The following is a 22,866-nucleotide window of genomic DNA, read 5'->3' on the forward strand; positions in this document are numbered from 1 at the left end:
ACATTTGACTGGATTTCGATCAAACGACTGATAACTTGCCTCGCAGCGGTTTTTGGTTGCAACAGCGTTGCACAGAAAATCTATTGGAGCGTGCTATTGGTAATTCCGTTTCATGTCCGGGAAATGCTTCAACGCATAAAAGCACGATTTGATGCTGACCAGATACCTCAGCAGATGGCGCCAAGCGATGCTGAGTTTTCAACCTTACGCCCATCTCGCAAGCCGACCAAGGAGATGGTCGCACGATTCTGGGAAAAGTTGAAACCAACGGCCAGCGACAAGGATCAGGCACAAATTGCAGATTCGGCGGCTATCGAAGATGCCGAAACCTATGGCACCAATATCGAGAATTTCATCGGGACGGTTAAGCTTCCAGTCGGGGTTATTGGCCCCTTACGCCTGAACGGAATGAACGCCAACGGCGACTTTCATGTCCCCCTCGCAACAACCGAGGCAGCGCTGGTCGCATCTTATGCCCGGGGCGCCTACGCCGCCACTCGGTCGGGCGGTATCAGTACCGCTGTTTTATACGAAGGCGTGCTGCGGACCCCGGCCTTTGTGTTCGATAGCCTGCTAAGAGCGGGGCAATTTGTGGATTGGGTGGTGACCAATGTTGACAGGCTCAAATCTGCGGCCGAAGCGACGACCCGTCATGGCAAGCTTGTATCGCTGGAGCCATTCATTGACACCAACGTCGTTTTCCTGATTTGCCGCTATACCACTGGTGATGCTGCAGGTCAGAACATGGTGACCATCGCCACCGACGCCCTTTGCCACGCAATCACGGATAGCTGTCCTGTTGCGATTGAGAACTGGTATGTCGAAGGTAATTTCTCGGGCGACAAAAAGGCCTCGGCTCTGGGGCTGGTGACGGGGCGCGGGCGGAAAGTCAGCGCCTCGGTTACGCTGCCGGCTGAGATTGTCGAAAAGACGCTGGGCACGACGGTCGCGGCGATGCTGGACTATGGCCGTGTCGCCAATCTGGGCGCACATTTGTCTGGCCAGTTTGGCGCACAGGCGCATTATGCCAATGGGCTGGCTGCGTTCTATATCGCAACCGGACAGGACGCGGCCTGCGTTGCCGAAAGTGCAATGGGCGTCACGCGTATGGAACCTAGGGGCGGCGATCTATTCTGCTCGGTCACGCTTCCGAACATCCTTGTCGGCTCGGTCGGCGGCGGAACCGGTTTGCCAAGCCAGTCAGCAGCGCTGAACATACTCGGTCTACGGGGCAGCGGGTGTGGCACGGCTTTGGCCGAAGTTGCTGCGGCCACGTGCTTATGCGGCGAAATCTCCATTGTCGCCGCGATTGCTGCCGGTCATTTCACCCGCGCCCATGAAAGTCTGGCCCGCCACAGATGAGCTTTCAGAACCGATTTTGGATTTACCAATCCGAGCGCTTTCCGCTTAAGAAAACCGTCCCCCTGTTGCTGGTGTTTTCCTCGGCCAGCATTTGTGTGTCTGCCCGTCTGGCAGACCGCCCATTGCCCGAGTGGCCTGCCTTTGCCGCCGGTTTTGTGCTGGCCATGGCGCTGTTCTTCCAGATGCGGGTCTGTGACGAGTTCAAGGACGCCGAGGATGACCGACGTTACCGACCCAACAGGCCAATCCCACGCGGATTGGTCTCACCAGGCGAAGTTTTGAGCTTGGGCTTACTGACCATTCCACTTGCACTTGCGGCTTCCTGGTTCTGGCACCCGTCGGTTTTGTGGCTGTTGGGCGCGGTTTGGATCTGGCTCGTGGCGATGACAGTTGAATTCGGTGTCCCGGCCTGGCTGAAGGCCCGGCCGGTTCTGTACCTGCTAAGCCACATGGCAATCATGCCCTTGATCGATCTATTGCTGACTGGCCTCGAATGGCTGCCGGCAGGCGGCGCAGCACCCTCACTATGGCTGTTCCTGGCGTTGTCCTTTGTGAATGGCTGCGTCCTTGAGATCGGGCGCAAACTGTGGGCGCCCGAAAACGAGATTGAAGGGGTCGACACCTATTCCTCCAAATGGGGTCCGCGCCTAGCAGGACGTATCTGGATCGGCTGCATTCTGCTATCCTACGCGCTTCTCGTCGGCACAGGCAGCGCCACCGGGGTTGGCTGGCCAAGCGCCCTGATCGGCACACTGGCGCTGGTTCCCTGCGGGGTTGCTGCATTCCACTACAGTCAGACACCCACTGTGAAAGCACAGAACAGGATGGACACTGTTTCCGGTCTGTGGGTATTTTTCTGCTATGCCACGGCTGGTTTCCTACCCTACCTGATCGGAGCCGTAGCATGACTTTCATCGTCGACCAAATGGATGCCAATGACATCTCTGTGGTTGGAGGCAAAGCGGCAGCCCTGTCGCATCTGTCACAGCACGGGTTTTCCCCGCCCGCATTCTTTGTCATCACAAATGACGCGTTTCGTATGGGGCAATCGGGTCCGATCGCGCAAAAAGGCCTGCGACCGGCAGTGTCCACCGCGCTTGAAACACTCGGGTCCGGGCCCTACGCGGTACGCAGTTCTGGCCAGTCCGAAGATGGCGTGGACCACAGCCATGCAGGACAGTTCGCAACGGTCCTGAATGTTCCTGGCAAGAGTGTGATCGCGGCGGCCAAGCAGGTTTGGCAATCCGGTTTCTCATCAACGGTCGAAACCTACCGCGCGGTCAAATCCGGTGGCGAGGCCGAGGCCCCCGCAATCATCGTGCAACGCATGATCGATGCCAAAGCGGCCGGGGTAGCCTTTTCCGCCGATCCGGTCAGTGGCCGGCGCGATGTGGTCGTGATCTCAGCGATTGACGGGCTTGCAGAGCAGCTTGTGTCGGGGGAAGCGGACGGAGAAGACTGGGTCATCGATGCAGATGGCGTACCGGAAAGCGCTCCTGACGCCCCTGCACATTTGACCGTCACGGAGGCGCAATCCATCGCAGCTCTAGCCCGAAAGGCCGAGGTGCTATTCGTTGCTCCTCAGGACATCGAATGGGCCATTGATGCGCAAGGGCTGCATATTCTGCAGGCCCGCCCGATCACCACGGCCCTGCGCCCTGCCCCGCTCGAAGATCAGACGCTTACCATTTTCGACAATTCCAATATCGTCGAAAGCTATCCGGGCATCGTCAGTCCGCTGACTTATTCCTTTGCCCTGCACGTGTATTCTCAGGTATATCGAGCTTTCGTTAGGCTGCTGGGCGTGTCCCGGCACACGGTCGCGCTGAACCCCACTGTGTTTGACAATTTACTGGGGCGGGTGGACGGGCGCGCCTATTACAATCTGATCAACTGGTATCGCGCGCTGGCACTGTTGCCCGGGTTTTCACTGAACCGCGACTATATGGAAACGATGATGGGCGTTTCTGAACCGATGCCGCGTGAGGTCACGGATGCTCTTGCCCCACCCCCCACCACCGGCTGGCGCAAGGTCGTGGAGTACGCGAAACTGGCCAAGGTTGCGGGCGGCCTGATCTGGCAGGCCATCCGCCTACCGCAGACCCGGCGTGATTTTTACCGCAGGCTGAACGACATATTACAGACGAGGCTGAACGTGGATGCCTCTAACGCGACCCAACTGGCTGCGGAATACCGGCGCATTGAAAGCACTCTGCTGGATCGGTGGGATGCCCCGCTGATCAACGATTTCCTGTGCATGATTGCCTTTGGCGGCTCGCGCAACCTGCTGCAAAAGTGGCTGGGCGAGGCCGGGTTGAGCCTGCACAACGACCTCATGATCGGGCAAGGTGATATCGTTTCGGCGGAACCCGCGCAACGCATCGCCCGGATGGGAGAGTTGGTTCGGCAGGCAGGGCTTGCCGCTCCTTTGAAGGCCAATGCAAATCTGTCGGTTTTGTCAGGACACCGACAAATCGCAGCCGAGGTTGATGCGTATCTTGAGAAGTTCGGCGACCGGTGTACGGAAGAGCTCAAGCTGGAAAGCGTACCGTTACGCGATGACCCGACCAGTCTGTTGCTGGCCATTGCAGCCAGCGCTGAACGTCCACCTTCCGGGCGTCAGGACGGCGATGAACCGGACTGGAAGGCTCTGTTTCCGTCAAACCCACTCAAACGGTACTTCGCCAAATGGATTTTGGGCTGGACCAAGGCGCGGGTGCGCGACCGAGAAAACCTGCGCTTTGAACGCACGCGCATATTTGGTTATGCGCGGCGCGTGTTTCTGGGCATCGGCCGCGAATTCGCTGCGCGTGACCTGCTTTCATCGCCAAAGGATGTATTCTTCCTGACAACACATGAAGTTCTCGGAGCAGTCGAAGGTTATAGCCTGTCACCCGATCTGAAAGGCATCGTTGCGCAGCGCAAACTGGAAGACGAAGCCTCGTCCCGACGCCCAGATCCGCCGGAACGCATCGAAATCCGTGGCCCCGCCATCGCGCCGGTCTGGTCCGAGAGCGCAGAAGCCGAGGTGGACCCTGCACGGATGAAGCAGGGCACGGGCTGTTCCGCAGGTCAGATCAAGGCGCGCGCGCGCGTGATCCGCGACCCGCGCACCGAGGCCTTAAACCCCGGAGATATACTCGTGGCGCGCCACACCGATCCGGGCTGGATCGCCGTATTCTCGAACGCATCCGCCATCGTCGTCGAACGGGGATCTCTGTTGTCACATTCTGCGATTGTCGCACGCGAACTAGGTATCCCCTGCGTGGTTGGCCTGAAAGGCGCCACCAACTGGATCGAAGATGGTGAGATGATCCGGGTCGACGGGGCAAGCGGCGCGGTGGAGCGGTGCGATGGATAGCAGTGAGATTGAGAAAAAGGCGGATTTCGACCATATCCGCTATGCCCAACTGTGGGAAGACGCGGATGTTCTTACCTCCGCCCTGGGCGATTGTGCGGGCAAGACATTGGTCTCCATCTGCTCTGCCGGGGATAATGCGCTGGCAATGCTAACACTCGATCCCGCGCGCATTGTCGTTCTGGATCTTTCACCGGCCCAGATCGCCTGCCTTAAGCTTAGGATCGCGGCCTACAAAGTGCTGACCCATCCCGAATTCATTGAACTCACCGGCTCGCGGCGAAGTAGCCGACGGGGCGCATTGCTGAACCAGGTTTTGGAAGCCACAGATGCCGAAACGCGCGCTTTCTGGCGGACTCTGATCACGGAAGTCGAAAAACACGGCATCGGTGGCGTCGGCAAGTTCGAGCGCTATTTTCGCATCTTTCGAACTTGGCTACTGCCTCTTGTGCATTCACGCCGAACCATCGACGCAGTGTTTGTTCCCCGCTCGCCCGCAGAGCGACTGACATTCTTCGACACGCGGTTCAACACGGTGCGATGGCGTCTTTTGCTGAACATCTTCTTCTCTCGCCTCGTCATGGGTCGCATGGGCCGGGACAGTGCGTTTTTCGATCATGTCGAGGGTAGCCCGGCCCAACATGTCGCCCGCCGCATCCGTCATGCGGGAGTCACCACCGATCCCTCGCAAAATCCCTATCTGCACTGGATTCTCAAAGGCGATCATGGCGACGCGCTGCCGATGGCGTGGCGTTCCGAGCATTATGAGACAATCCGATCCCGGTTGGATCGTCTCGACATCCGCCTTGGATCGCTTGAGGCTTTTGTGTCGACCGACGAAAAAGCCAGAGGATTCAACCTGTCCGACATCTTCGAGTACATGTCGCCCGAGACCTTCCATCAGGTTTACGGGTCGATCCTGACCGCTGCAGAGCCAAATGCCCGACTAGTCTATTGGAACATGATGGCACCCCGGAGGGTTCCGCCGGAATTCAGAAACAAGGTTGAAACCCTGACCGACATCGAAACACAGCAGAAGGCCCGCGACATGGCATTCTTCTATTCGGATTTCGTCGTCGAAGAGTTTCAACCGTGACTGTTATTGGGCAGATTCTGCTGGCGGCGGGGTCGGTGCTGGCTCTGGTCGGCGTAATGATGATTATACGCAATCTGGCTAATACAGCGGGCCTGAAACCCGAAGTGCAGCGCAAGCTTATGCATGTCAGCACCGGCCTCTTTGCGTTGTTGCTGCCCTGGTTGTTTCCCGATCGCTGGCCGGTTTACATGCTGATTGCGGCCACAATCCTGGTGATGCTGGTGCTGCGCCTGCCTCGTTTTTCGTCGGGTCTGGGTGCAACTTTGCATGGTGTGGATCGTACGTCCTACGGCGACTTTCTGCTCGCCCTGTCAGTTGGGCTTTGCTTTCTGCTAGCCGGGGAAAACACACTGTTCTACATACTGCCAATCGCCGTTCTGACACTCGCGGATGCAGCCGCTGCGCTTGCCGGGACCACGTATGGAACCAAACGCTACGTGGTAGAAGATGGCGACAAGAGCTTAGAAGGATCAGTGGTGTTTTTTGTCGTAACACTATTGGTTGCGATCATCTGCTTTTTGTTCTTATCGAAACTCCCGCCATCTAACATCATGATGTTGTGCCTTATGGTTGCGGCTTTTGGTACATTAGTCGAGGCACAAAGCTGGCGCGGGTTTGACAACCTGTTCCTGCCGCTTGGCTTGTTGATTTTCCTAAACGGCCACTATTTCAGCTCTTTGGCGGAGCTCGCGCTGTTGGCCGCCATGTTCTTTGCCGCCCTTGCGAGTTTCGGCGTAGTGGGAACCAAACTGGGCCTGACCAAACATGCGACCCGTGTCTATGTTGTCGCGGTTTTTTTGCTGCTGGCCGCCGCAAAGCTGCAGAACACAGTACTGCCGATCATGGTTCTTGCCGCACATGGCTGGGCGCGTACCGCTTCTCCTAGTGACAGTAAGTACCCCGATCTGGATATCATAGCCGCCTTGGGGCTTTTGGGATTTGGTTGGCTTGCGGTGGGAAATGCAACGGGATGGGATGCAGTTTCCTTTTTTGGGCTCAGTGCGATGGGGCTGGCTATGGGCCTCGCTGCTGTGGCGCTGCGTCCCATTCCTGTTGTTATACCACTTGCTGCGGCTGTCCTTTATTTCATTCGAACTTGGGCTGTTTCCCAGAATTCTGAACAGTCGAACTGGGCTGAACCGTTGACTGTACTGGCCCTGTTCTCATTAGCTTGTTCAGCCGCAGCGCCGTTGCTCCGACCACATTGGTTCGAAAAAGATAGGGTGCTCAGGCTGACGCTGTTGGCCCTCGCGCCGCCGTTGCTTTACTACGTTTGGATCGTTGCTGGATCGCTAAGTGCTGGGTTCTTTGCCGGAGTTTTTTCATGACCAATGAGATCATCAGAACGGCGGATGCAAAGCTGACCGTTTATCTGAACGGTCCGATCTGGGAGGGCGCGCGCGCCGCGACCTTCGGCGATTTTTCCTGCAAAACGCCCGAAGCCGGTGCCGAAATCCTGTGCAAAGGGATCGAGAGGGTGAAAGACGCCGGCCTCAACCGCATTATTGGGCCAATGTCGGGCGACACCTGGCACAGTTACCGGTTCGTCTCGGATAGCGACGGGTCCGCTCCGTTCCTGATGGAGCCTACCAACAAACTTCATGAGCCCAGGGTTTTCCAGTCGGCGGGATTTTCAGAGATCAGCCGGTATTTTTCGGCCCGGGTGTCGTTGCGGACCGCCGCTGGATCAGCACCGCCAGTAACCGATGGTTTTGTCGTGGAAGAATGGGATGGAACAGACCCCGAGGCCCTGTTTCGTCAGGTCTTCAAACTTTCAACCCGTGCGTTCTCAAACAACGCGTTCTACAAGCCGATTGCCGAGGCAGATTTTCTGGCCATGTATATGCCAGTTGTGCCGATGATGAAGCGCGATCTGATCCTTTTTGCGCGCCGCCATGACGGGACATTGGCCGGGTTTCTGTTTGGCATTCCCAATTATGCCGAAGGCCCCAATCCGGCATCCGCAATCCTCAAGACCTATGCAAGTCTCGAACCGGGCGCCGGACGGCATCTGGCTAACCGGTTTCACAAGGCGGCGCTCAGGATGGGGTACGAAACCGCCATTCATGCGCTGATCCATGATGACAACACCTCCGCCGAGCGCAGTGCAGCGGAAGGCGCGACAATATTCCGGCGCTATACTTTGCTTGGACGGAAGCTGAATGGCTGACCTGCTGTCCCAATTCGCCGCGGCGGTTAAACGGGTTCCTGACCGGACAGCCATAGTGGACGGCAAGGGCCGCGAGATCACCTTTCAAACCCTGCACACGCGCGTTCAGCACTTGGCAGGTCGGTGGCAGGACAAGGGTATCCAGTCAGGTGATCGCGTGTTGTTGGCCATGCCTGTCAACGCGGACCTATATGCGAGTCTGGCTGCGCTTTGGACCCTTGGCGCAACCGTTGTCTTACCAGAGCCAGCCTTGGGGCTGGCCGGTCTGCGCCACGCCGCCCGAACAACGAAGCCAAAAGCGTTCTGTGCAGCGGGTGCGTATTCTTTGCTGAAGTTTCTGGTTCCGGATCTCTGGGCATTGCCCCTGCTGACGCCTGGTAAAAGCCGCAGCAACCCGGTGGCGCAAAAGGTACAACCGGACGATATCGCCCTTATTTCCTTTACCTCTGGTACAACTGGCTTGCCCAAGGCCATTCCGCGCTCACATGCGTTTCTGATGGCGCAGCACGATGCCATCGCACCCCTCCTCGACAGCCGCAAGGCCGAGCGCGATCTGGTGGCCTTTCCGGTGTTCACGCTGATCAATCTGGCGGCCGGGCGCACAAGTGTTTTACCCAACTGGAGGTTCAGCAAGCTGGACCGCATGTCGACTGTGCAGTTGGAAAGCTGGCTTCAAACGCAACAGATCACCCGGGCCCTCATCCCACCATCGCTATGTGAAAAACTGGTTCAATCCGACGATACCGGTCCGTTGCACACGGTGTTCACCGGCGGCGGTCCGGTGTTTCCGAGTCTTGTCGAGGCGTTGAGAACCCGGCACAGCCTGTCAGTTGTGTGCGTCTATGGGTCGACCGAGGCTGAACCGATTGCCCATCTTGACGCCGCGGATATCACGGTGAAGGATCACCGCGACATGGCTGTTGGAAGGGGTCTTCTTGTGGGATACCCGGTGCCCGAAATCACGCTCCGCATCCGCGACAATGAAATTCAGGTCGCCGGCGCACATGTGAATGACGGGTATTTGAACCCGACCCACTCAAAGAACAACAAAATCAAGGAAGGTGACGTCATTTGGCACCGGACCGGTGACGCTGGCGCGCTGGATGATGACGGGCGTTTATGGTTATGGGGGCGCGTCGGGTCCGAAATTGAAGTCTTTTCAGGTACGCTCTTCCCCTTTGCTATCGAAGTCGCGGCACAGAGATGGCCAGGTGTAGATCGATGCGCGCTCGTCAATACCAAAGCAGGCCCCACACTTTGCGTCCAAGGTTCCGCGGATCACATCGACGATTGGACTAAATCTGCGCTTGGTTTTGGCGTTCCAAATGTGATTTCGATTAAGCACATTCCTATGGACAAGCGTCATGCCTCCAAAGTCGATCGTACGAAACTTACACGCATAATAGAAACCTGACGCAATATGGCTCGTAGGCCACTGAGCCTGCACGCCACTACCCAAACTGCGATACAAATTGGGAGAAAGGCCAAGCATAACCTCAGTACGATATGAAGTCCTTCACTTGATCAAAACTATTCTCCGCTCAAGGCAGGGGTCAGCGAACGACGGTATCTCAAAAGGAAAAACTGTTAGTACTTAACATGTTCGTAGGGTCAAACTATTTCCCGAACTAAATCAGGATTTCATCCTTCAATTCCGAAACCAATTTCAAGTATCAGCACTAGACTGTTACAGCCTGCAGCAACTCATCGCGTGTCACGTCTTCCCTGGTGCCGTTGATTATGACTTCTCCTCGTCGCAACGCGATAAATCTGTCGGCAAGTTCATAGGCAAAGTCAAAGTATTGCTCCACTAGAATGATTGCCATTCCGCTCGTGGTTCTGAGGTGTCGGATGACTTCGCCTATCTGTTGGATGATGTTGGGCTGAATACCTTCGGTCGGCTCGTCCAACAGAAGCAGGCGTGGTCGTGTTATCAATGCCCGTGCAATCGCCAGCTGTTGCTGCTGACCGCCAGAAAGGTCACCTCCGCGACGGTTTTGCATCTGTTTGAGGACCGGGAACATATCAAATATATCACCTGGAATGAAATGTTCGCTGGCAGGCAGGCAGGCGTACCCCGTTTCAAGGTTTTCGCGAACTGTGAGCAAAGGAAATATCTCACGACCTTGTGGGACATAGGCCACACCTTTCCACGCCATTTGATGAGCAGGCAGGACGCCCAGAATTTCCCCGTCCAGTTCCAGACTGCCGCCCGATCGCGGATGCGTACCTGATATTGCTTTCATCAGGCTGGTTTTCCCGACACCATTGGTCCCCATCACGCAAGTCACTTCACCTTGTCTGGCTTCCATGGAAATCCCGTTGAGGATTTGCGAATGCCCATAATGCAAAGTCAGATCTGTTAGCTTCAGCATTGTTTAGCGCCCTAGATATACGTCGATGACATCCTGGTTAGATGTCACGTGATCAAGACTGCCTTCAGCCAAGGCGGACCCTTCATGTAGAACCGTGACTTTGCAATTCAGGCGTCGGACAAATTCCATATCGTGTTCCACCACAACAACGGCACGGGTTCTGGCGGCTTGTACTAGCAAGTCGGTGGTGTGTTCGCGCTCCTGCGGTGTCATGCCGGCGGCGGGTTCGTCCACGAGCAAAAGTCGTGGCTCCTGAGCCAGCAGCATGCCAATTTCCAGCCACTGCTTTTGACCGTGGCTCAGTTCACCAGCTTTGCGGCTTAGATTCTGATACAGGCCGATTTCGACAGCCAGATCTTCAACTTTCTGCAAATCGTCAGTGGAGGTTCGATAGAAAAGCACGTGAAGCCAGCCACGTTTGTTCTGAAGCGCCATCAGCAAGTTTTCCTGCACGGTCTGGTCTTCGAAAACCGTGGGTTTCTGAAACTTCCTTCCGATCCCAGCCTGCGCGATCTTTGCCTCGGACAGCCCCAACAAAGATACCGATTTCTCCCCCCAGATGACACGTCCTTCATCGGGCCGGGTTTTACCTGTAATGATGTCCATGAATGTGGTCTTGCCTGCCCCGTTCGGGCCGATCACGGCGCGAAGCTCGGCCTCGCCGATCTGAAAAGACAAGTTGTTGATAGCTCGGAAACCATCGAAAGTGACCGAAACGCCGCTAACCTCAAGCAAAGTGCTCATTCGATGGCCTCCTTCTCGCGCAGGGCGCCGTCATCCGGTCCCAGATTTGCCCCATGCCTATCCGGGTGGCGGCTGTCGGTCCACAAGTCGAACAATCCTCCGATGCCCTGCGGAGCGAACAACGTAACCAACACAAAAGTTACGCCCAGTAGCACCTGCCACCAGTCGACCCATTTGATCGTGTAAAACCCAAGCGGAATATCGGGGGCCTGCCCACCCGTGAACCACGTGCTCAGAAGGCTTACAAAAGCTGCACCAATTACCGCACCATACAAGCGGCCTCGTCCACCGATGGCGACCCAGACGGCCAAATAGATCGAGGCGATGGGGGCCATCTCCTCGGGATTAATGATGCCAGCTTGCGGGTAATAAAGCGCGCCAGCAATGGCTGCGATACAAGCAGTCAGGGTGAAGATAGCCAGCTTGAATTCCTCGACTGAATAGCCAAGGAAGCGCACCCGTGCCTCGTTATCGCGAATGCCGCGGATGACCGAGCCGAACTTGCCTGACACGATCCACGCCGCCAGCATATAGCCCAGCCCCAAGGCCAGCGCCGAGGCCCAGAGGAACCAGATCGACACCACGTCCTGCGAGGCGGTGACGCCTGGCAGGTTCTGCAGGCCAGACAAGCCGTTGTTCCCACGCAATCCGCTGTCGTTCTGAAACAGATACAGGGCCAGTGCCAACGTCATCGCTTGTGTCAGGATCGATAGGTACACACCGGTGACACGGCTCCGGAAAGCCAACCATCCGAAGACCAGCGCCAACAGACCCGGGACCAGTACAACCAGGATCAGTTGCAGGGTCAGGCTGTGGGAGAACGCCCAGATCAACGGAAACTCCGACGATCCGACAACGCCAAAGACTTGTGTTCCAATCGCGTCCACCACTTCGGACGACGTCGGTGGAATTTCGGCCTGTGCCAGCGAGTCGACCACGATCAGGCGCGTGCGTTCGTACATCAGCCACATGCCGATCATGTAGCCCCCCAGCCCGAAGAAGGCGAAGTGGCCCAGTGACAGGATGCCGGTGAAGCCCCAGACCAGATCCATCGCCACTGCGATCAGGCAAAGGCACAGGGTTTTGCCCAGCGTTTTGACGAAACTAGTCGAGATTACACCGACCCCGAAACCCTCGGACAGGATGGTTACGCTCAGGGTGAACAGGGACAGGATGGCAAGAAAGACCAACACGGATGGGTTCTTGGCGATAAAGCTGCGTTCCATGGCTCAATCCCCCGCCGCGCGACCCTTGAGGGCGATAATGCCCCGCGGCCGAAACTGGATGAAAATGATGATGAAGATGATCATGTAGGTTTGGGCCGCGAGGGTGTTCGACGGGTTCATCCACTCGATCCCCTTCTGCAGGAAGCCGATCATGCCCGCACCTGCAAGCGCGCCCCAGATGTTACCAACACCACCCACAACCACCGTCATGAAACTTTGCACGATATAGTCGCTGCCCAGATCGGACGTGACCTTGGCGAATAGGCCAATCGCGACCCCGGCGATGCCGGCAATGCCGGAGCCAAGCCCAAAGGTCAGCATATTCACTCGCCCGGGATTAATCCCCATTGACGCCGCCATGCGCGAGTTCTGCGTTACTGCACGCATCTCAAGCCCTAGCCTCGTCCGTTTGATGATGTAGAGGAAAAGTCCCAGAAAAATAAGCGCCAGAACGAAGATCGCAATGCGGATGTAGCTGATTGAAACCACGTCATTCAGCATCCACGAACCATCCAACCAATCGGGAGCAGTCAGCGGGCGCGCCTGCGTGCCAAAGATATTCTTGGCCAGCTGCTGTAGGGCAATTGAGATGCCGAACGTCGCCAGCAACGTCTCCAACGGGCGAGCGTAAAGCCAGCGGATCACCAACCGCTCCATAGCGACGCCCATCGCGAAGGTGACAGCAAAAGCCATTGGAATAGCGACCATGATCGAAAGCGTATGATCAGGGATAATCTGCTGCACCACGTATCCGGTATAAGCACCCATCATGATGAACTCGCCATGGGCCATGTTGATCACGCCCATCACGCCGAAGGTGATGGCCAGACCGATGGCGGCGAGGAAATAGATCGACGCCAGTGAGATCGCGTCCAGCGTCAGGTCGAGTGCTTGGTTCAGGCCGACCTTCAGTTCGATCTGTTGCAGGGCTTTCTCTGCTGCTTCAGTGACCTCGGCAGATGGCTCACTGTAGGTTTCGAAGAATACATGCGTGTTAACTGCAGCGTTGACATCCGCGTTCGTGACTAAGGCTGGCACAGCCCCCGCCTCTGCCAGAGAGGTATACGCACGCGCGCGCATTGCATCTGAATTCAGCTGTGCGACGGGAGTACCACCTACACGACCACCTTCTATATTGGCCGCCAGTGCCGATCTGATATCTTCCGCCGAAACACGCGGTGCGGCCAGGTTTCCTGCAACGAGCAAGTCATATGCTTCGTCAGATTTTAAGGCGTCTGACCCCGCTTCAAGAATAACGGCGACGTTCAGGTCCTGGGGCAATTCGGTAGCGGCTTGGCGGGCAGTGACGACCAACGGGTTCAGAGCCGCACGAACGTCTACGCCCAGATCGCCGGACATTTCTTTGATCGCCGCCACGCGGGCTGCGGTATCTTCGTCAAAACCAATCGTCAGCAACCGTTCCAGCCGCTGCTTTTGCGCCTTCAATTCTGCTTCGGGTTCATCCCCTATCGAAGCGCGAAGTGGCTCCAAGAGTGCACTTTCGGGATCACGTTGGATGGATTGCAATGCGGCCAAACGTTTTGCGCGATCCGGATCGGTCAGTTGGAACTGGACCAGAGCGGTCCCGATCATCGCGCGGATACCGCTGTTGGGCTTCAGCTGCCTAAGCTCGGATTTCTCAAATGTACCGACGACTTCTCCGGTATCGAAGTCGGTCAATTCATACGACCGCCCCTCTCCTTTCTGGCCAGAAAAGAACAGACCGTCCGACTTGCGCATCCACATGTTCTTGGCTGCCCATGTCTCAAGCATCACTTGCGCCTGAGGCAAGCCGCTTGACGCAATCGCATCAATCGCCGGTTTGATCGTCTTGCGCGAGCTTTTGGCGATGATCTCCTGATGCTCTTGCAGGATCGGTTGTAGACCGACCTCTTGAGCGTTGGCAGTCAGGCAGGCGCACAGGATTGCGAGGCCCGCAAGGAAAAGTCGTACCATGTGGTGAAACCCGAATGTCTTTTGTGACAAGGCGGGCAAACAAACCCGCCTTGCGTGGTCTGTTAGTAGTTCGACAGGGTCTGAACGCAGGTCTTGGTCTCGGTGTTGTACATACCGCAACCCAGCTCTTTCCAATCCGAGACGAGCACAGCCGACTCCGGCAGGAAGTCGGTCCAGGCGTCACCCGGCACGACATCAGTCTCACTGATGATATCGAACTGGCCGTCTTCCTGAATCTCGCCGATCAGAACCGGTTTCGCGAGGTGATGGTTCGGCAGCATCACAGCGGTGCCTCCGGTCAGGTTCGGGAATTCCTGCCCATACATCGCGGCGCGCACGGCATCGACTTCGGTCGAACCGGCCTCGGTCGCGGCGTTTACCCACATGTTGAAGCCGATGTAATGCGCCTCCATCGGGTCATTGGTCACACGTTCATCACCCATGGTGGCTTTCCAGGTGTCCACAAATTCCGCGTTGGCCTCAGTATCCGCCGACTGGAAGTAGTTCCAAGCGGCGAGGTGACCGACGAGGTTGGTGGTATCCAAACCGGACAGTTCTTCCTCACCGACCGAGAAGGCCACGACCGGAATGTCATCTGCCGAAACACCAGCCGCTGCCAGTTCCTTGTAAAAACCAATATTGGCGTCACCATTGATGGTCGAGATCACACCGACTTTTTTACCATCCGCGCCCAGCGCGACCACGTCCGCCACGATCTTGGACCAGTCGGAATGGCCGAAAGGCGTGTAATTAACGAAGATATCTGCTTCCGCGATACCTTTTTGCTTCAGATAGCTTTCCAAGATATTGTTGGTGGTCCTGGGGTAGACATAGTCTGTGCCGAGCAGAGCGAATTTCTCGACCCCGAGTTCCTCCAGGAAATAGTCCGTGGCGGGGATGGCCTGTTGGTTCGGAGCGGCACCGGTATAAAAGACGTTTTTAGAGCTTTCTTCGCCCTCATACTGGACCGGATAGAACAGAAGACCGTTTAGTTCCTCGATCACTGGCAGAACCGACTTGCGGCTCACCGAAGTCCAATTGCCAAAGATTACATCCACCTCGTGGACGGTTAGCAGCTCACGCGCTTTTTCGGCAAACAGAGGCCAGTCAGAGGCCGGGTCGACCACGACAGCTTCAAGCTGTTTACCCAACAGACCGCCCTTGGCGTTTTGCTGGTCAATCAGCATCAGCATGGTGTCTTTCAACGTCGTTTCCGAGATCGCCATCGTACCGGAAAGCGAATGCAGCACTCCAACCTTGATCGTGTCTTCGGTCGACAAGGCGGCGGTGGCCATGACAGCAAATACTGCCGATCCGGCGAGTGTGGATTTGAGCGATTTCATGTGATCCTCCTGGCGGGGCCGGGAGAGAGGGCTTGCACAAAGGCACACTCTTCTTCTACCTGATCCCCGCAACTGTTGTTGCGTTCCGTGTGGCGGTTGTGTTCGAGGTCCAATTCGCGCAGCCGTCACACACCCCCGGGTCATCTCCGCGGTGGCACCCATACGGTTTCTGCATCGCAGCAAGCTTGGCAACTTACCTTTAACCCAATTTGGAAAATCGGCGCGATCCGCCTATTTTTTCATCCAAGACCGAGGTCGCTGTCTAAAATTTAGCCGCGCGATGTCGAATTAAGCAGATTTCGACTCTGTAGATTAGTGTTCCGCCCCTTCAACAGAGAAACAAGTGGCACTAATCAAAGCTCCAAAGGTGCCCTATTACCCACGTTGCAGCCATATTGCCCACGCACAGTGCTATTCCACCGCGCGCTGCAGGCGCCGTCAGTTTGAGTACCAAGCAATTGGGTGACAGGACGGTGCTGAACAAGTTTCGCCAGTCCGGGTCTTATAAATGTCTGTTCCCCAGAACCAACACACCTGATCTTGACGCGGTTCTTCTTAACACGGCAGGCGGCGTAACCGGAGGCGACTCATTTCGACTTTCCGGTAAGGCAGCAAAAGGAACGGCGCTGACTTTGACAACACAAGCCTGCGAGCGCGCCTACAAGGCCAAGCCGCAAGAATGTGGCCAGATTACCAATCATCTGACTGTTGAGACTGAAGCCCGGCTGAACTGGTTGCCGCAAGAGACTATTCTGTTCAATGGCAGCGCTCTGGAGCGACGCCTGAAAATCGGGATGGCGCCAGATGCCGAGATGCTGATGGTAGAGCCGCTGGTCTTCGGCCGCATTGCGATGGGCGAGACGCTGACCGATATCCGTCTAAACGATCGGATCGAGATACGGTACCAAGGAAAAAAGGTGTTCCTTGACGCGATCCAGTTCTCGGGTGATTGGCACAAACATCTGTCCAAACCGCATATTGCAAACGGCGCGGGTGCGATGGCGTTGATCGTCTTTGTATCGGAGTCAGCCGAAGGTCATCTGAATGCTATTCGTCAGATGCTGCCCGACACAGCAGGTGCGACTATGATCCGCAATAACCTGTTGGTTGCTCGTGTTCTTGCCGAAAACAGCTTTGCCCTCCGTCGCACATTGATGCCGATCTTGCGTCGGTTGAACAAAGACACGCTACCTCGATGCTGGATGCTTTGACATGAACCTGACCCCTCGCGAAAAAGACAAACTGTTGGTCGCCATGGCCGCCGAAGTCGCCCGCAAACGGCTGGACCGCGGCGTCAAACTGAACCACCCCGAGGCGATCGCCCTGATCACCGATGCCGTGGTCGAAGGTGCACGCGATGGGCGTTCAGTTGCTGACATGATGCAAGCCGGGGCCGAGGTGATCACCCGAGAGCAATGCATGGAAGGTGTGCCCGAAATGATCCACGAAGTTCAGGTCGAAGCCACCTTTCCAGATGGCACCAAGCTGGTGACCGTCCACAACCCCATTCGCTGAAAAGGAAACCAATATGACACGCATGCTTTTCCCCGCCCTGATCTTCGCTGGCCCGGCAGCCGCCCACAACGGAACGCATATCCACGCGCACGGCACCGATTATGCGGCGATGGGCGTTGGGCTGGCGGTTGTTGCGCTGGCTGCTGTCGCGCTGATCACAAAGCTGAACAAATGATCCCCGGGGAGCTGTTCCCGGCTGATGGTGAAATTACCCTGAACCCCGATACTAATGCGATCACTTTGATGGTCGCCAATACCGGCGACCGCCCGGTTCAGGTCGGCTCACACTACCATTTCGCCGAAACCAACCCGGCGCTCGACTTTGACCGAACTGCCGCGCGTGGCCTGCGCCTGGACATTGCGCCAGGCACCGCTGTGCGGTTCGAACCGGGGCAGGCCCGCGAAGTTTCGCTGATCCCGATCAGTGGTGCGCGCAGGGTCTACGGCTTCAATCAAAAGGTCATGGGGGCACTCTGATGCCAGCAAAAATCAAGCGCGAAGACTACGCCGCGATGTTCGGCCCGACCGCAGGGGACAAGCTGCGGTTGGCCGACACCGATCTTGTGATCGAGGTCGAACATGATCTGACCAGCTATGGCGAAGAGGTCAAGTTTGGTGGCGGAAAGGTAATCCGCGACGGGATGGGGCAATCTCAGACCACGCGCGCCGAAGGCGCTGTGGATACGGTCATCACCAATGCTCTGATCGTTGATCACTCGGGCATCTACAAGGCCGACGTTGGCCTGAAAGACGGGCGGATCGCCAAGATCGGCAAGGCGGGAAACCCCGATACACAACCCGGTGTCGACATCATCATAGGACCCGGAACCGAGGCCATTGCTGGTGAGGGTCGTATCCTGACAGCAGGTGGGTTCGACAGTCATATCCACTTCATCTGCCCGCAACAGATCGAAGACGCGCTGCATTCCGGCCTGACCACCATGCTGGGCGGTGGCACCGGTCCTGCGCATGGGACATTGGCCACCACTTGCACCCCCGGTCCATGGCATATCGGGCGGATGTTGCAGGCGGCGGATGCTTTCCCGATGAATCTGGCCTTTGCGGGTAAGGGCAACGCTTCGCTGCCTGCCGCGCTCGAAGAACAGGTCAAAGCCGGAGCCTGTGCCCTGAAACTGCACGAGGACTGGGGAACCACCCCGGCCGCCATTGATTGCTGCCTGTCGGTGGCCGATGCGATGGACGTGCAGGTGATGATTCACACCGACACGCTCAATGAATCAGGCTTTGTCGAAAATACCGTGGCGGCCATGAAGGGTCGCACTATTCACGCTTTCCACACCGAAGGCGCAGGCGGCGGCCATGCCCCGGATATCATCAAGATCTGCGGCGAGAACCACGTTCTGCCGTCCTCGACCAATCCCACGCGGCCCTTCACCGTGAACACGGTTGAGGAACATTTGGATATGCTGATGGTCTGTCACCACCTCGACAAATCCATCCCCGAGGACGTGGCCTTTGCCGAAAGCCGCATCCGGCGTGAGACAATCGCAGCCGAGGATATACTGCACGACATGGGCGCATTTAGCATCATCGCGTCTGACAGTCAGGCCATGGGTCGGGTCGGAGAGGTTTTGATCCGCACGTGGCAAACCGCTGACAAGATGAAGAAACAGCGCGGGCGCCTGGCCGAAGAAACCGGTGAGAACGACAACCTTCGCGTCCGTCGCTATATCGCCAAATATACGATCAACCCTGCTATTGCCCATGGGCTCAGCCACGAGATCGGGAGCATCGAGGAAGGCAAACGCGCTGACCTCGCCCTTTGGAACCCGGCCTTTTTCGGCGTGAAGCCCGAGATGGTTCTTCTAGGCGGCACCATAGCCTGCGCGCAAATGGGCGATCCCAACGCGTCGATCCCTACACCGCAGCCGGTTTATAGTCGCCCAATGTTTGGCGCTTACGGACGGTCGGTGGAAAACTCGGCGATCACATTTGTCTCGCAGGCGGCCCATGCAGATGGGATCGGTGATACACTGGGATTGGCAAAGCAAACCGTCGCCGTCCAAAACACACGAGAAATTGGCAAGCAGGATCTTCTGTTGAACAACGCGACACCGCATGTCGAGGTCGACCCGGAAACCTACGAGGTGCGTGCGGATGGCGAATTGCTGACTTGCCAACCCGCCGAAACGCTGCCGATGGCGCAACGATATTTTTTATTCTGATCAAAAAATGTGCTGCGTTGCGGCGCGTGCAAGGCAGCAATGACCAAATACGCACTTCTAAGTGAGGCCAATATGACAGATATAAAAACCCATGGGAGGACCAACGTTTACGAGGGTCCAAATGGCACACTCAGCAACACATACAAACACGCGCTTTTCGCTGGCCGGTTTAATCGTATCCATCGGGTCGTCAATTTACTCGGCCCTGATCAGCGTAGCCGAAGCTCAATCTCGCGTCCGGCAAGTCGAATTCCTGCAATCGCTCAGCGACGAAGAGCTGAAAAACCGCGGTCTGACGCGCGAACGGATCGTGCATCGGGTGTTCTCGGACTCAATCTGGCTCTGACTATTCCCGCTGCAGAGGAGGTGATGGTATGACCGCCCTGCTCTGCACTGCGCGCCAGTATTCGGATCACACGCATGGCGATCCGGCAGACTGTCTCTCGTTGACCTACGACGACCGTTTTTTGCGGCGTAAGGTTCTTACCTGCGAAAGCGGCGAACAGATTCTCATCGATCTCGCGCAAACGACCTCACTGAACCACGGTGGCGCGTTGGTTTTGGACGACGGTCGCGAAGTGGAAATACAGGCAGCACCGGAAGTGTTGCTGGAGGTAAAAGCACCGGACCTGACACGTATCGCCTGGCATATCGGCAATCGGCACACGCCTTGTCAGATCGAAAAGACCCGCCTGTTGATCCAAGTCGATCACGTCATCCGTGATATGCTTCTTAAAATCGGAGCAAAGGTGCGAGAGGTGAATGAACCATTCAACCCCGAAGGCGGGGCCTATGGCCACGGCAGGACCCATGGCCACACCCACTGACGCCAATATCCTGACGCTGACACAATGGTTGTCCCCTGCCTATCCTGTTGGGGGGTTTGCCTACTCTCACGGGCTTGAAGCTGCGATTGACGGGGGAACTGTCGCGAATTCTCGGGATACTGAAGCCTGGATTTCAGATGTGCTTGAACATGGCTCTGGGTGGAATGATGCTGTGTTCGTTGTGGCGGCCTTCAACGCGCATGACAAAGAAGAACTGATCGACGTCGATATCGCGGCGCGCGCCTTTTGTGCGACATCCGAAAGGCTCATGGAAACCGAGTTGCTGGGACAGGCCTTCGGAAACGTCACTAAAGGTGTCTGGGAATTGGACCTTGGGCAATTCACCTACCCCGTCTCGATTGGACGGGCTGCAAGACTAGAAAACCTTCCTTTGCTGCTGACGACCAAGATGTTTCTGCAAGCATTCGCAAGCAACCTTGTCGCCTGTGCGACGCGCCTTGTACCACTGGGACAGACCGATGCGCAGCGGTTGATCCGCCAGCTGACACCGTTGTGCGCCCAGATTGCTGAAAGGGCAAAAAAGGCGAGCCTGGACGAGTTAAGCTCTACCGCGTTCTTGGGGGACATTGCGGCCATGAGGCACGAAACACAATATTCGAGGATTTTCCGCACATGACCAGTATTAACGGCCCGCTTCGCGTAGGTATTGGAGGCCCAGTAGGAGCCGGAAAAACCACTTTGACCGCCGCCTTGTCTGAAGCGCTGCGCGATGTCTGTTCGGTGGGAGTTATTACTAACGACATATATACGCAGGAAGATGCCGAAGCGCTGATGCGCATGCAGGTCCTGCCGCGGGACAGGATCATCGGCGTCGAAACTGGCGGTTGCCCGCATACAGCAATTCGCGAAGACGCCTCGATCAATTTGGCCGCCGTCGCCGAGATGCAGACACGTCATCCGGATCTCGATATTGTTTTGATTGAAAGCGGAGGCGACAATCTATCGGCCACATTCAGCCCGGAGCTGGCGGATCTGACCATCTACGTGATCGATGTCGCTGCAGGCGAAGAAATACCCAGGAAAGGCGGGCCGGCGATTACGAAATCAGACATCCTTGTAATCAACAAGACCGACCTTGCACCGCATGTTGGCGCTTCGCTGCAGGTTATGGAACGTGATGCGAAAATGATGCGTAAAGGAAGGCCCTTCTTGTTTTCGTCACTTCGTCACAGAAGCGGGGTCGACGCAATTGTGGATCTGCTTGTGAAAGGCGGAGGTTTAAGAATTTCGGAAGCGAATTGGACCCAGAGATGAAAAGGCTAAGATAGCTCGCCAATTAGCCCATTCCCAAGCCCTTTACACCAGTGCTTTATTAAGAATCCTTGGAGAGCGTGACCAAAAACGCAACTAAGTCTGCAATCTCCTGCTCAGACAAATTCAATTCCGAAAGAATGGCTTCACCGTCGGCGTGCAGCCTTTCAGTATCAATTTTGCTGTAATGCCGTATCACAGATTTCAGATCATCTAAGCTGCCGTCATGCATGTAAGGAGCGGTTTCAGCCACTCCCCGCAGGCTGGGCGTCCGAAAGGTTCCAAAATCAGAATGGCTCCTGCGTACATTTCGCACGGCCCAGGCATCTTTCTTTTCCGGATCGTCGTTCCAGTCGCCGTCCAATGTGTAGGGGCTAGAGAGTAAAATGTTCAATCCTCCGAACCGACCTTGGTCAACCTCGGTTTCATTCAGAAAATATGGCACACCAGCGTTATGGAACTCGTTGTTGGAAAACCTCGGACCGTTGTGGCAAAATACGCAATTCCCGCGCCCTAAAAAGAGCTGAAGACCTCGCTGAGCTGCTTCGGGGTATTCCTTAGCCGCTGCAATATCTCGGCGCTCCAAAGCATCGCGAAAATCGTCAAATATCGTCCGGTCGGTGGCTAAGGTCTCCAAGTAAGCAGAAAGAGCTTTTGCGGTATTCACCAGAAAAAGTTCAGGGCTTTGATCCTGGAGGTGACCAAATATGGCTTCAAAATCATCTATGTAGGTACTTTCAGAGATAGCTATCTTTAGGCTTTCGGCACTATGTGTTTGATTTGTTCGGAGCTGAGTTGAGTAGACGTCGTCGCTTCAATCGTCATCGCCTTATCGGCTCGCCACCAATTCCGCTCGTTGATATACTTCGGACAATTCCCAAAGGTCTGATGGATATCGACTGCAAAGCCATCCTTGGTTGGACGCGACTTACCGCTGAAGCGGTTGCGGCGGCGCGTAGCGAGTTCGATGCCAACCACGCCTATATCGGTGCCAGCCATAATCGATTCGCTCAGCGGATCTTTTGGATCAATCCGTGTTGCAAGCGTCAGCGTCTGAGAGTCCGGTGACCCAATGAATCCTTCCTCGCCTTCGATGATCGTCGCCCACACTCGTCCCTGGTTATCGCTGGAGGCAGCAACCAGAAACGGTTGTGCATAATAAAAAGCGCTGTGTTGATCTGGCATGTGATTTCGGATGAAGGGCGCCACGCGTTTGGAAAGCCCCCTAACACCCGCGCGTTCTTGTGCAGCCAGTTCGCCCGGATGAAATGGGGTTTCTTCGTCCAACATCGTTTTGTCCTTCTTTCTCAATCTTGTCATCAAAGACGCTGTACACTCAGGTCCGGGTTATCGTCCGCAAGCAACCCCATGACCCAAAAGTCCAAGCGACTTTCGGGGTGCTCTGCACGGTTGCGTCAGTTGCCGCCTCGCGTTTA

The 22,866-nt window shown here is 56.3% G+C and carries 23 protein-coding genes; 16 read left to right on the forward strand and 7 right to left on the reverse strand.

Features of this window, described 5'->3' with window-relative positions; translation table 11 throughout:
• Positions 1-234: 234 nt before the first annotated feature.
• Genes ACR0JG_RS03440 through ACR0JG_RS03470 form a run of 7 tightly spaced genes read left to right on the forward strand, consistent with a single transcriptional unit; the run spans position 235 to position 9,400 of the window.
• Positions 235-1,362, forward strand: a complete 1,128-nt coding sequence (locus ACR0JG_RS03440) for a hydroxymethylglutaryl-CoA reductase (protein ID WP_480567530.1) — start codon at positions 235-237, stop codon at positions 1,360-1,362.
• Positions 1,359-2,270 carry a UbiA family prenyltransferase gene (locus ACR0JG_RS03445; protein ID WP_170508607.1) on the forward strand — a complete coding sequence of 304 codons (912 nt, stop codon included), beginning with the start codon at positions 1,359-1,361 and terminating at the stop codon, positions 2,268-2,270. The genes ACR0JG_RS03440 and ACR0JG_RS03445 overlap by 4 nt, the downstream gene beginning before the upstream one ends.
• Positions 2,267-4,723, forward strand: coding sequence for a PEP/pyruvate-binding domain-containing protein (locus ACR0JG_RS03450; protein ID WP_480567531.1), 2,457 nt, complete (start codon positions 2,267-2,269; stop codon positions 4,721-4,723). The genes ACR0JG_RS03445 and ACR0JG_RS03450 overlap by 4 nt, the downstream gene beginning before the upstream one ends.
• A complete protein-coding gene (locus ACR0JG_RS03455; RefSeq protein ID WP_223116988.1) occupies positions 4,716-5,816 on the forward strand; it encodes a BtaA family protein in 1,101 nt (366 codons plus the stop codon). Before ACR0JG_RS03450 ends, ACR0JG_RS03455 begins: the two co-directional genes overlap by 8 nt.
• A complete protein-coding gene (locus ACR0JG_RS03460; protein WP_480567533.1) occupies positions 5,813-7,144 on the forward strand; it encodes a hypothetical protein in 1,332 nt (443 codons plus the stop codon). The genes ACR0JG_RS03455 and ACR0JG_RS03460 overlap by 4 nt, the downstream gene beginning before the upstream one ends.
• The gene (locus ACR0JG_RS03465) at positions 7,141-7,986 is read left to right on the forward strand and encodes a hypothetical protein (RefSeq protein WP_480567534.1); all 846 of its coding nucleotides are present in this window, start codon (positions 7,141-7,143) and stop codon (positions 7,984-7,986) included. Before ACR0JG_RS03460 ends, ACR0JG_RS03465 begins: the two co-directional genes overlap by 4 nt.
• Positions 7,979-9,400 carry an AMP-binding protein gene (locus ACR0JG_RS03470; RefSeq protein WP_480567535.1) on the forward strand — a complete coding sequence of 474 codons (1,422 nt, stop codon included), beginning with the start codon at positions 7,979-7,981 and terminating at the stop codon, positions 9,398-9,400. Before ACR0JG_RS03465 ends, ACR0JG_RS03470 begins: the two co-directional genes overlap by 8 nt.
• A gap of 265 nt (positions 9,401-9,665) precedes the next feature.
• Here ACR0JG_RS03470 and urtE read toward each other — a convergent pair whose 3' ends face one another.
• From urtE to urtA, 5 genes are all read right to left on the reverse strand, one after another.
• Entirely contained in the window at positions 9,666-10,361 is a 696-nt protein-coding gene (gene urtE, locus ACR0JG_RS03475; protein WP_480567536.1) for an urea ABC transporter ATP-binding subunit UrtE, read from the reverse strand.
• 3 nt (positions 10,362-10,364) lie between these two features.
• On the reverse strand, positions 10,365-11,105 hold the full coding sequence (gene urtD, locus ACR0JG_RS03480; RefSeq protein WP_170392779.1) for an urea ABC transporter ATP-binding protein UrtD: 741 nt from the start codon (positions 11,103-11,105) through the stop codon (positions 10,365-10,367).
• The gene (gene urtC / locus ACR0JG_RS03485) at positions 11,102-12,331 is read right to left on the reverse strand and encodes an urea ABC transporter permease subunit UrtC (protein WP_480567538.1); all 1,230 of its coding nucleotides are present in this window, start codon (positions 12,329-12,331) and stop codon (positions 11,102-11,104) included. Before urtC ends, urtD begins: the two co-directional genes overlap by 4 nt.
• Before the next feature lie 3 nt (positions 12,332-12,334).
• Positions 12,335-14,287 (reverse strand): urea ABC transporter permease subunit UrtB, encoded by a 1,953-nt coding sequence (gene urtB / locus ACR0JG_RS03490; protein WP_170402572.1) that lies wholly within the window; start codon positions 14,285-14,287, stop codon positions 12,335-12,337.
• 62 nt (positions 14,288-14,349) lie between these two features.
• Complete coding sequence (urtA, locus tag ACR0JG_RS03495) at positions 14,350-15,630, reverse strand: urea ABC transporter substrate-binding protein (protein ID WP_170392782.1); 1,281 nt, start codon at positions 15,628-15,630, stop codon at positions 14,350-14,352.
• 443 nt (positions 15,631-16,073) lie between these two features.
• On the opposite strand from urtA, the gene ACR0JG_RS03500 reads away from it, so the two are divergent.
• From ACR0JG_RS03500 to ureG, 9 genes are all read left to right on the forward strand, one after another.
• Positions 16,074-16,841, forward strand: a complete 768-nt coding sequence (locus ACR0JG_RS03500) for an urease accessory protein UreD (protein ID WP_480567539.1) — start codon at positions 16,074-16,076, stop codon at positions 16,839-16,841.
• 1 nt (position 16,842) lies between these two features.
• A complete protein-coding gene (locus ACR0JG_RS03505; protein ID WP_170392784.1) occupies positions 16,843-17,145 on the forward strand; it encodes an urease subunit gamma in 303 nt (100 codons plus the stop codon).
• Positions 17,146-17,158: 13 nt separating this feature from the next.
• Positions 17,159-17,320 carry a peptidase M23 gene (locus tag ACR0JG_RS03510; RefSeq protein WP_170392785.1) on the forward strand — a complete coding sequence of 54 codons (162 nt, stop codon included), beginning with the start codon at positions 17,159-17,161 and terminating at the stop codon, positions 17,318-17,320.
• Positions 17,317-17,622 carry an urease subunit beta gene (locus ACR0JG_RS03515; RefSeq protein ID WP_170636296.1) on the forward strand — a complete coding sequence of 102 codons (306 nt, stop codon included), beginning with the start codon at positions 17,317-17,319 and terminating at the stop codon, positions 17,620-17,622. The genes ACR0JG_RS03510 and ACR0JG_RS03515 overlap by 4 nt, the downstream gene beginning before the upstream one ends.
• Positions 17,622-19,331, forward strand: coding sequence for an urease subunit alpha (gene ureC, locus ACR0JG_RS03520; protein ID WP_480567540.1), 1,710 nt, complete (start codon positions 17,622-17,624; stop codon positions 19,329-19,331). Before ACR0JG_RS03515 ends, ureC begins: the two co-directional genes overlap by 1 nt.
• A 121-nt stretch (positions 19,332-19,452) precedes the next feature.
• Positions 19,453-19,677: a DUF1127 domain-containing protein gene (locus ACR0JG_RS03525; RefSeq protein ID WP_170392788.1), complete on the forward strand. Its 225-nt coding sequence runs from the start codon at positions 19,453-19,455 to the stop codon at positions 19,675-19,677.
• Positions 19,678-19,705: 28 nt separating this feature from the next.
• Positions 19,706-20,158, forward strand: coding sequence for an urease accessory protein UreE (locus ACR0JG_RS03530; RefSeq protein ID WP_170392789.1), 453 nt, complete (start codon positions 19,706-19,708; stop codon positions 20,156-20,158).
• The gene (locus ACR0JG_RS03535; protein WP_480567541.1) at positions 20,142-20,795 is read left to right on the forward strand and encodes an urease accessory protein UreF; all 654 of its coding nucleotides are present in this window, start codon (positions 20,142-20,144) and stop codon (positions 20,793-20,795) included. Before ACR0JG_RS03530 ends, ACR0JG_RS03535 begins: the two co-directional genes overlap by 17 nt.
• Positions 20,792-21,433, forward strand: coding sequence for an urease accessory protein UreG (ureG, locus tag ACR0JG_RS03540; RefSeq protein WP_170513221.1), 642 nt, complete (start codon positions 20,792-20,794; stop codon positions 21,431-21,433). Before ACR0JG_RS03535 ends, ureG begins: the two co-directional genes overlap by 4 nt.
• Positions 21,434-21,491: 58 nt before the next feature.
• Here the strand turns inward: ureG and ACR0JG_RS03545 are convergent, their stop codons facing one another.
• Together ACR0JG_RS03545 and ACR0JG_RS03550 are read right to left on the reverse strand one after the other, a co-directional pair.
• The gene (locus ACR0JG_RS03545) at positions 21,492-22,097 is read right to left on the reverse strand and encodes a cytochrome-c peroxidase (protein ID WP_480567542.1); all 606 of its coding nucleotides are present in this window, start codon (positions 22,095-22,097) and stop codon (positions 21,492-21,494) included.
• Between the two features lie 86 nt (positions 22,098-22,183).
• Positions 22,184-22,720: a pyridoxamine 5'-phosphate oxidase family protein gene (locus ACR0JG_RS03550; protein ID WP_480567543.1), complete on the reverse strand. Its 537-nt coding sequence runs from the start codon at positions 22,718-22,720 to the stop codon at positions 22,184-22,186.
• Positions 22,721-22,866: the final 146 nt, after the last annotated feature.

This window comes from Ruegeria sp. AD5, from assembly GCF_056542345.1.

Coding starts and splice junctions, on each gene's coding strand:
- urtE (WP_480567536.1), bottom strand. CDS start 10,361: ATGCTGAAGCTAACAGATCTGACTTTGCATTATGGGCATTCGCAAATC.
- ACR0JG_RS03535 (WP_480567541.1), top strand. CDS start 20,142: ATGGCCACACCCACTGACGCCAATATCCTGACGCTGACACAATGGTTG.
- urtB (WP_170402572.1), bottom strand. CDS start 14,287: ATGGTACGACTTTTCCTTGCGGGCCTCGCAATCCTGTGCGCCTGCCTG.
- ACR0JG_RS03515 (WP_170636296.1), top strand. CDS start 17,317: ATGATCCCCGGGGAGCTGTTCCCGGCTGATGGTGAAATTACCCTGAAC.
- ureG (WP_170513221.1), top strand. CDS start 20,792: ATGACCAGTATTAACGGCCCGCTTCGCGTAGGTATTGGAGGCCCAGTA.
- ACR0JG_RS03470 (WP_480567535.1), top strand. CDS start 7,979: ATGGCTGACCTGCTGTCCCAATTCGCCGCGGCGGTTAAACGGGTTCCT.
- ACR0JG_RS03450 (WP_480567531.1), top strand. CDS start 2,267: ATGACTTTCATCGTCGACCAAATGGATGCCAATGACATCTCTGTGGTT.
- urtD (WP_170392779.1), bottom strand. CDS start 11,105: ATGAGCACTTTGCTTGAGGTTAGCGGCGTTTCGGTCACTTTCGATGGT.
- ACR0JG_RS03455 (WP_223116988.1), top strand. CDS start 4,716: ATGGATAGCAGTGAGATTGAGAAAAAGGCGGATTTCGACCATATCCGC.
- ACR0JG_RS03550 (WP_480567543.1), bottom strand. CDS start 22,720: ATGTTGGACGAAGAAACCCCATTTCATCCGGGCGAACTGGCTGCACAA.
- ACR0JG_RS03505 (WP_170392784.1), top strand. CDS start 16,843: ATGAACCTGACCCCTCGCGAAAAAGACAAACTGTTGGTCGCCATGGCC.
- ureC (WP_480567540.1), top strand. CDS start 17,622: ATGCCAGCAAAAATCAAGCGCGAAGACTACGCCGCGATGTTCGGCCCG.
- ACR0JG_RS03465 (WP_480567534.1), top strand. CDS start 7,141: ATGACCAATGAGATCATCAGAACGGCGGATGCAAAGCTGACCGTTTAT.
- ACR0JG_RS03445 (WP_170508607.1), top strand. CDS start 1,359: ATGAGCTTTCAGAACCGATTTTGGATTTACCAATCCGAGCGCTTTCCG.
- ACR0JG_RS03510 (WP_170392785.1), top strand. CDS start 17,159: ATGACACGCATGCTTTTCCCCGCCCTGATCTTCGCTGGCCCGGCAGCC.
- ACR0JG_RS03440 (WP_480567530.1), top strand. CDS start 235: ATGGTCGCACGATTCTGGGAAAAGTTGAAACCAACGGCCAGCGACAAG.
- ACR0JG_RS03530 (WP_170392789.1), top strand. CDS start 19,706: ATGACCGCCCTGCTCTGCACTGCGCGCCAGTATTCGGATCACACGCAT.
- urtA (WP_170392782.1), bottom strand. CDS start 15,630: ATGAAATCGCTCAAATCCACACTCGCCGGATCGGCAGTATTTGCTGTC.
- urtC (WP_480567538.1), bottom strand. CDS start 12,331: ATGGAACGCAGCTTTATCGCCAAGAACCCATCCGTGTTGGTCTTTCTT.
- ACR0JG_RS03525 (WP_170392788.1), top strand. CDS start 19,453: ATGGCACACTCAGCAACACATACAAACACGCGCTTTTCGCTGGCCGGT.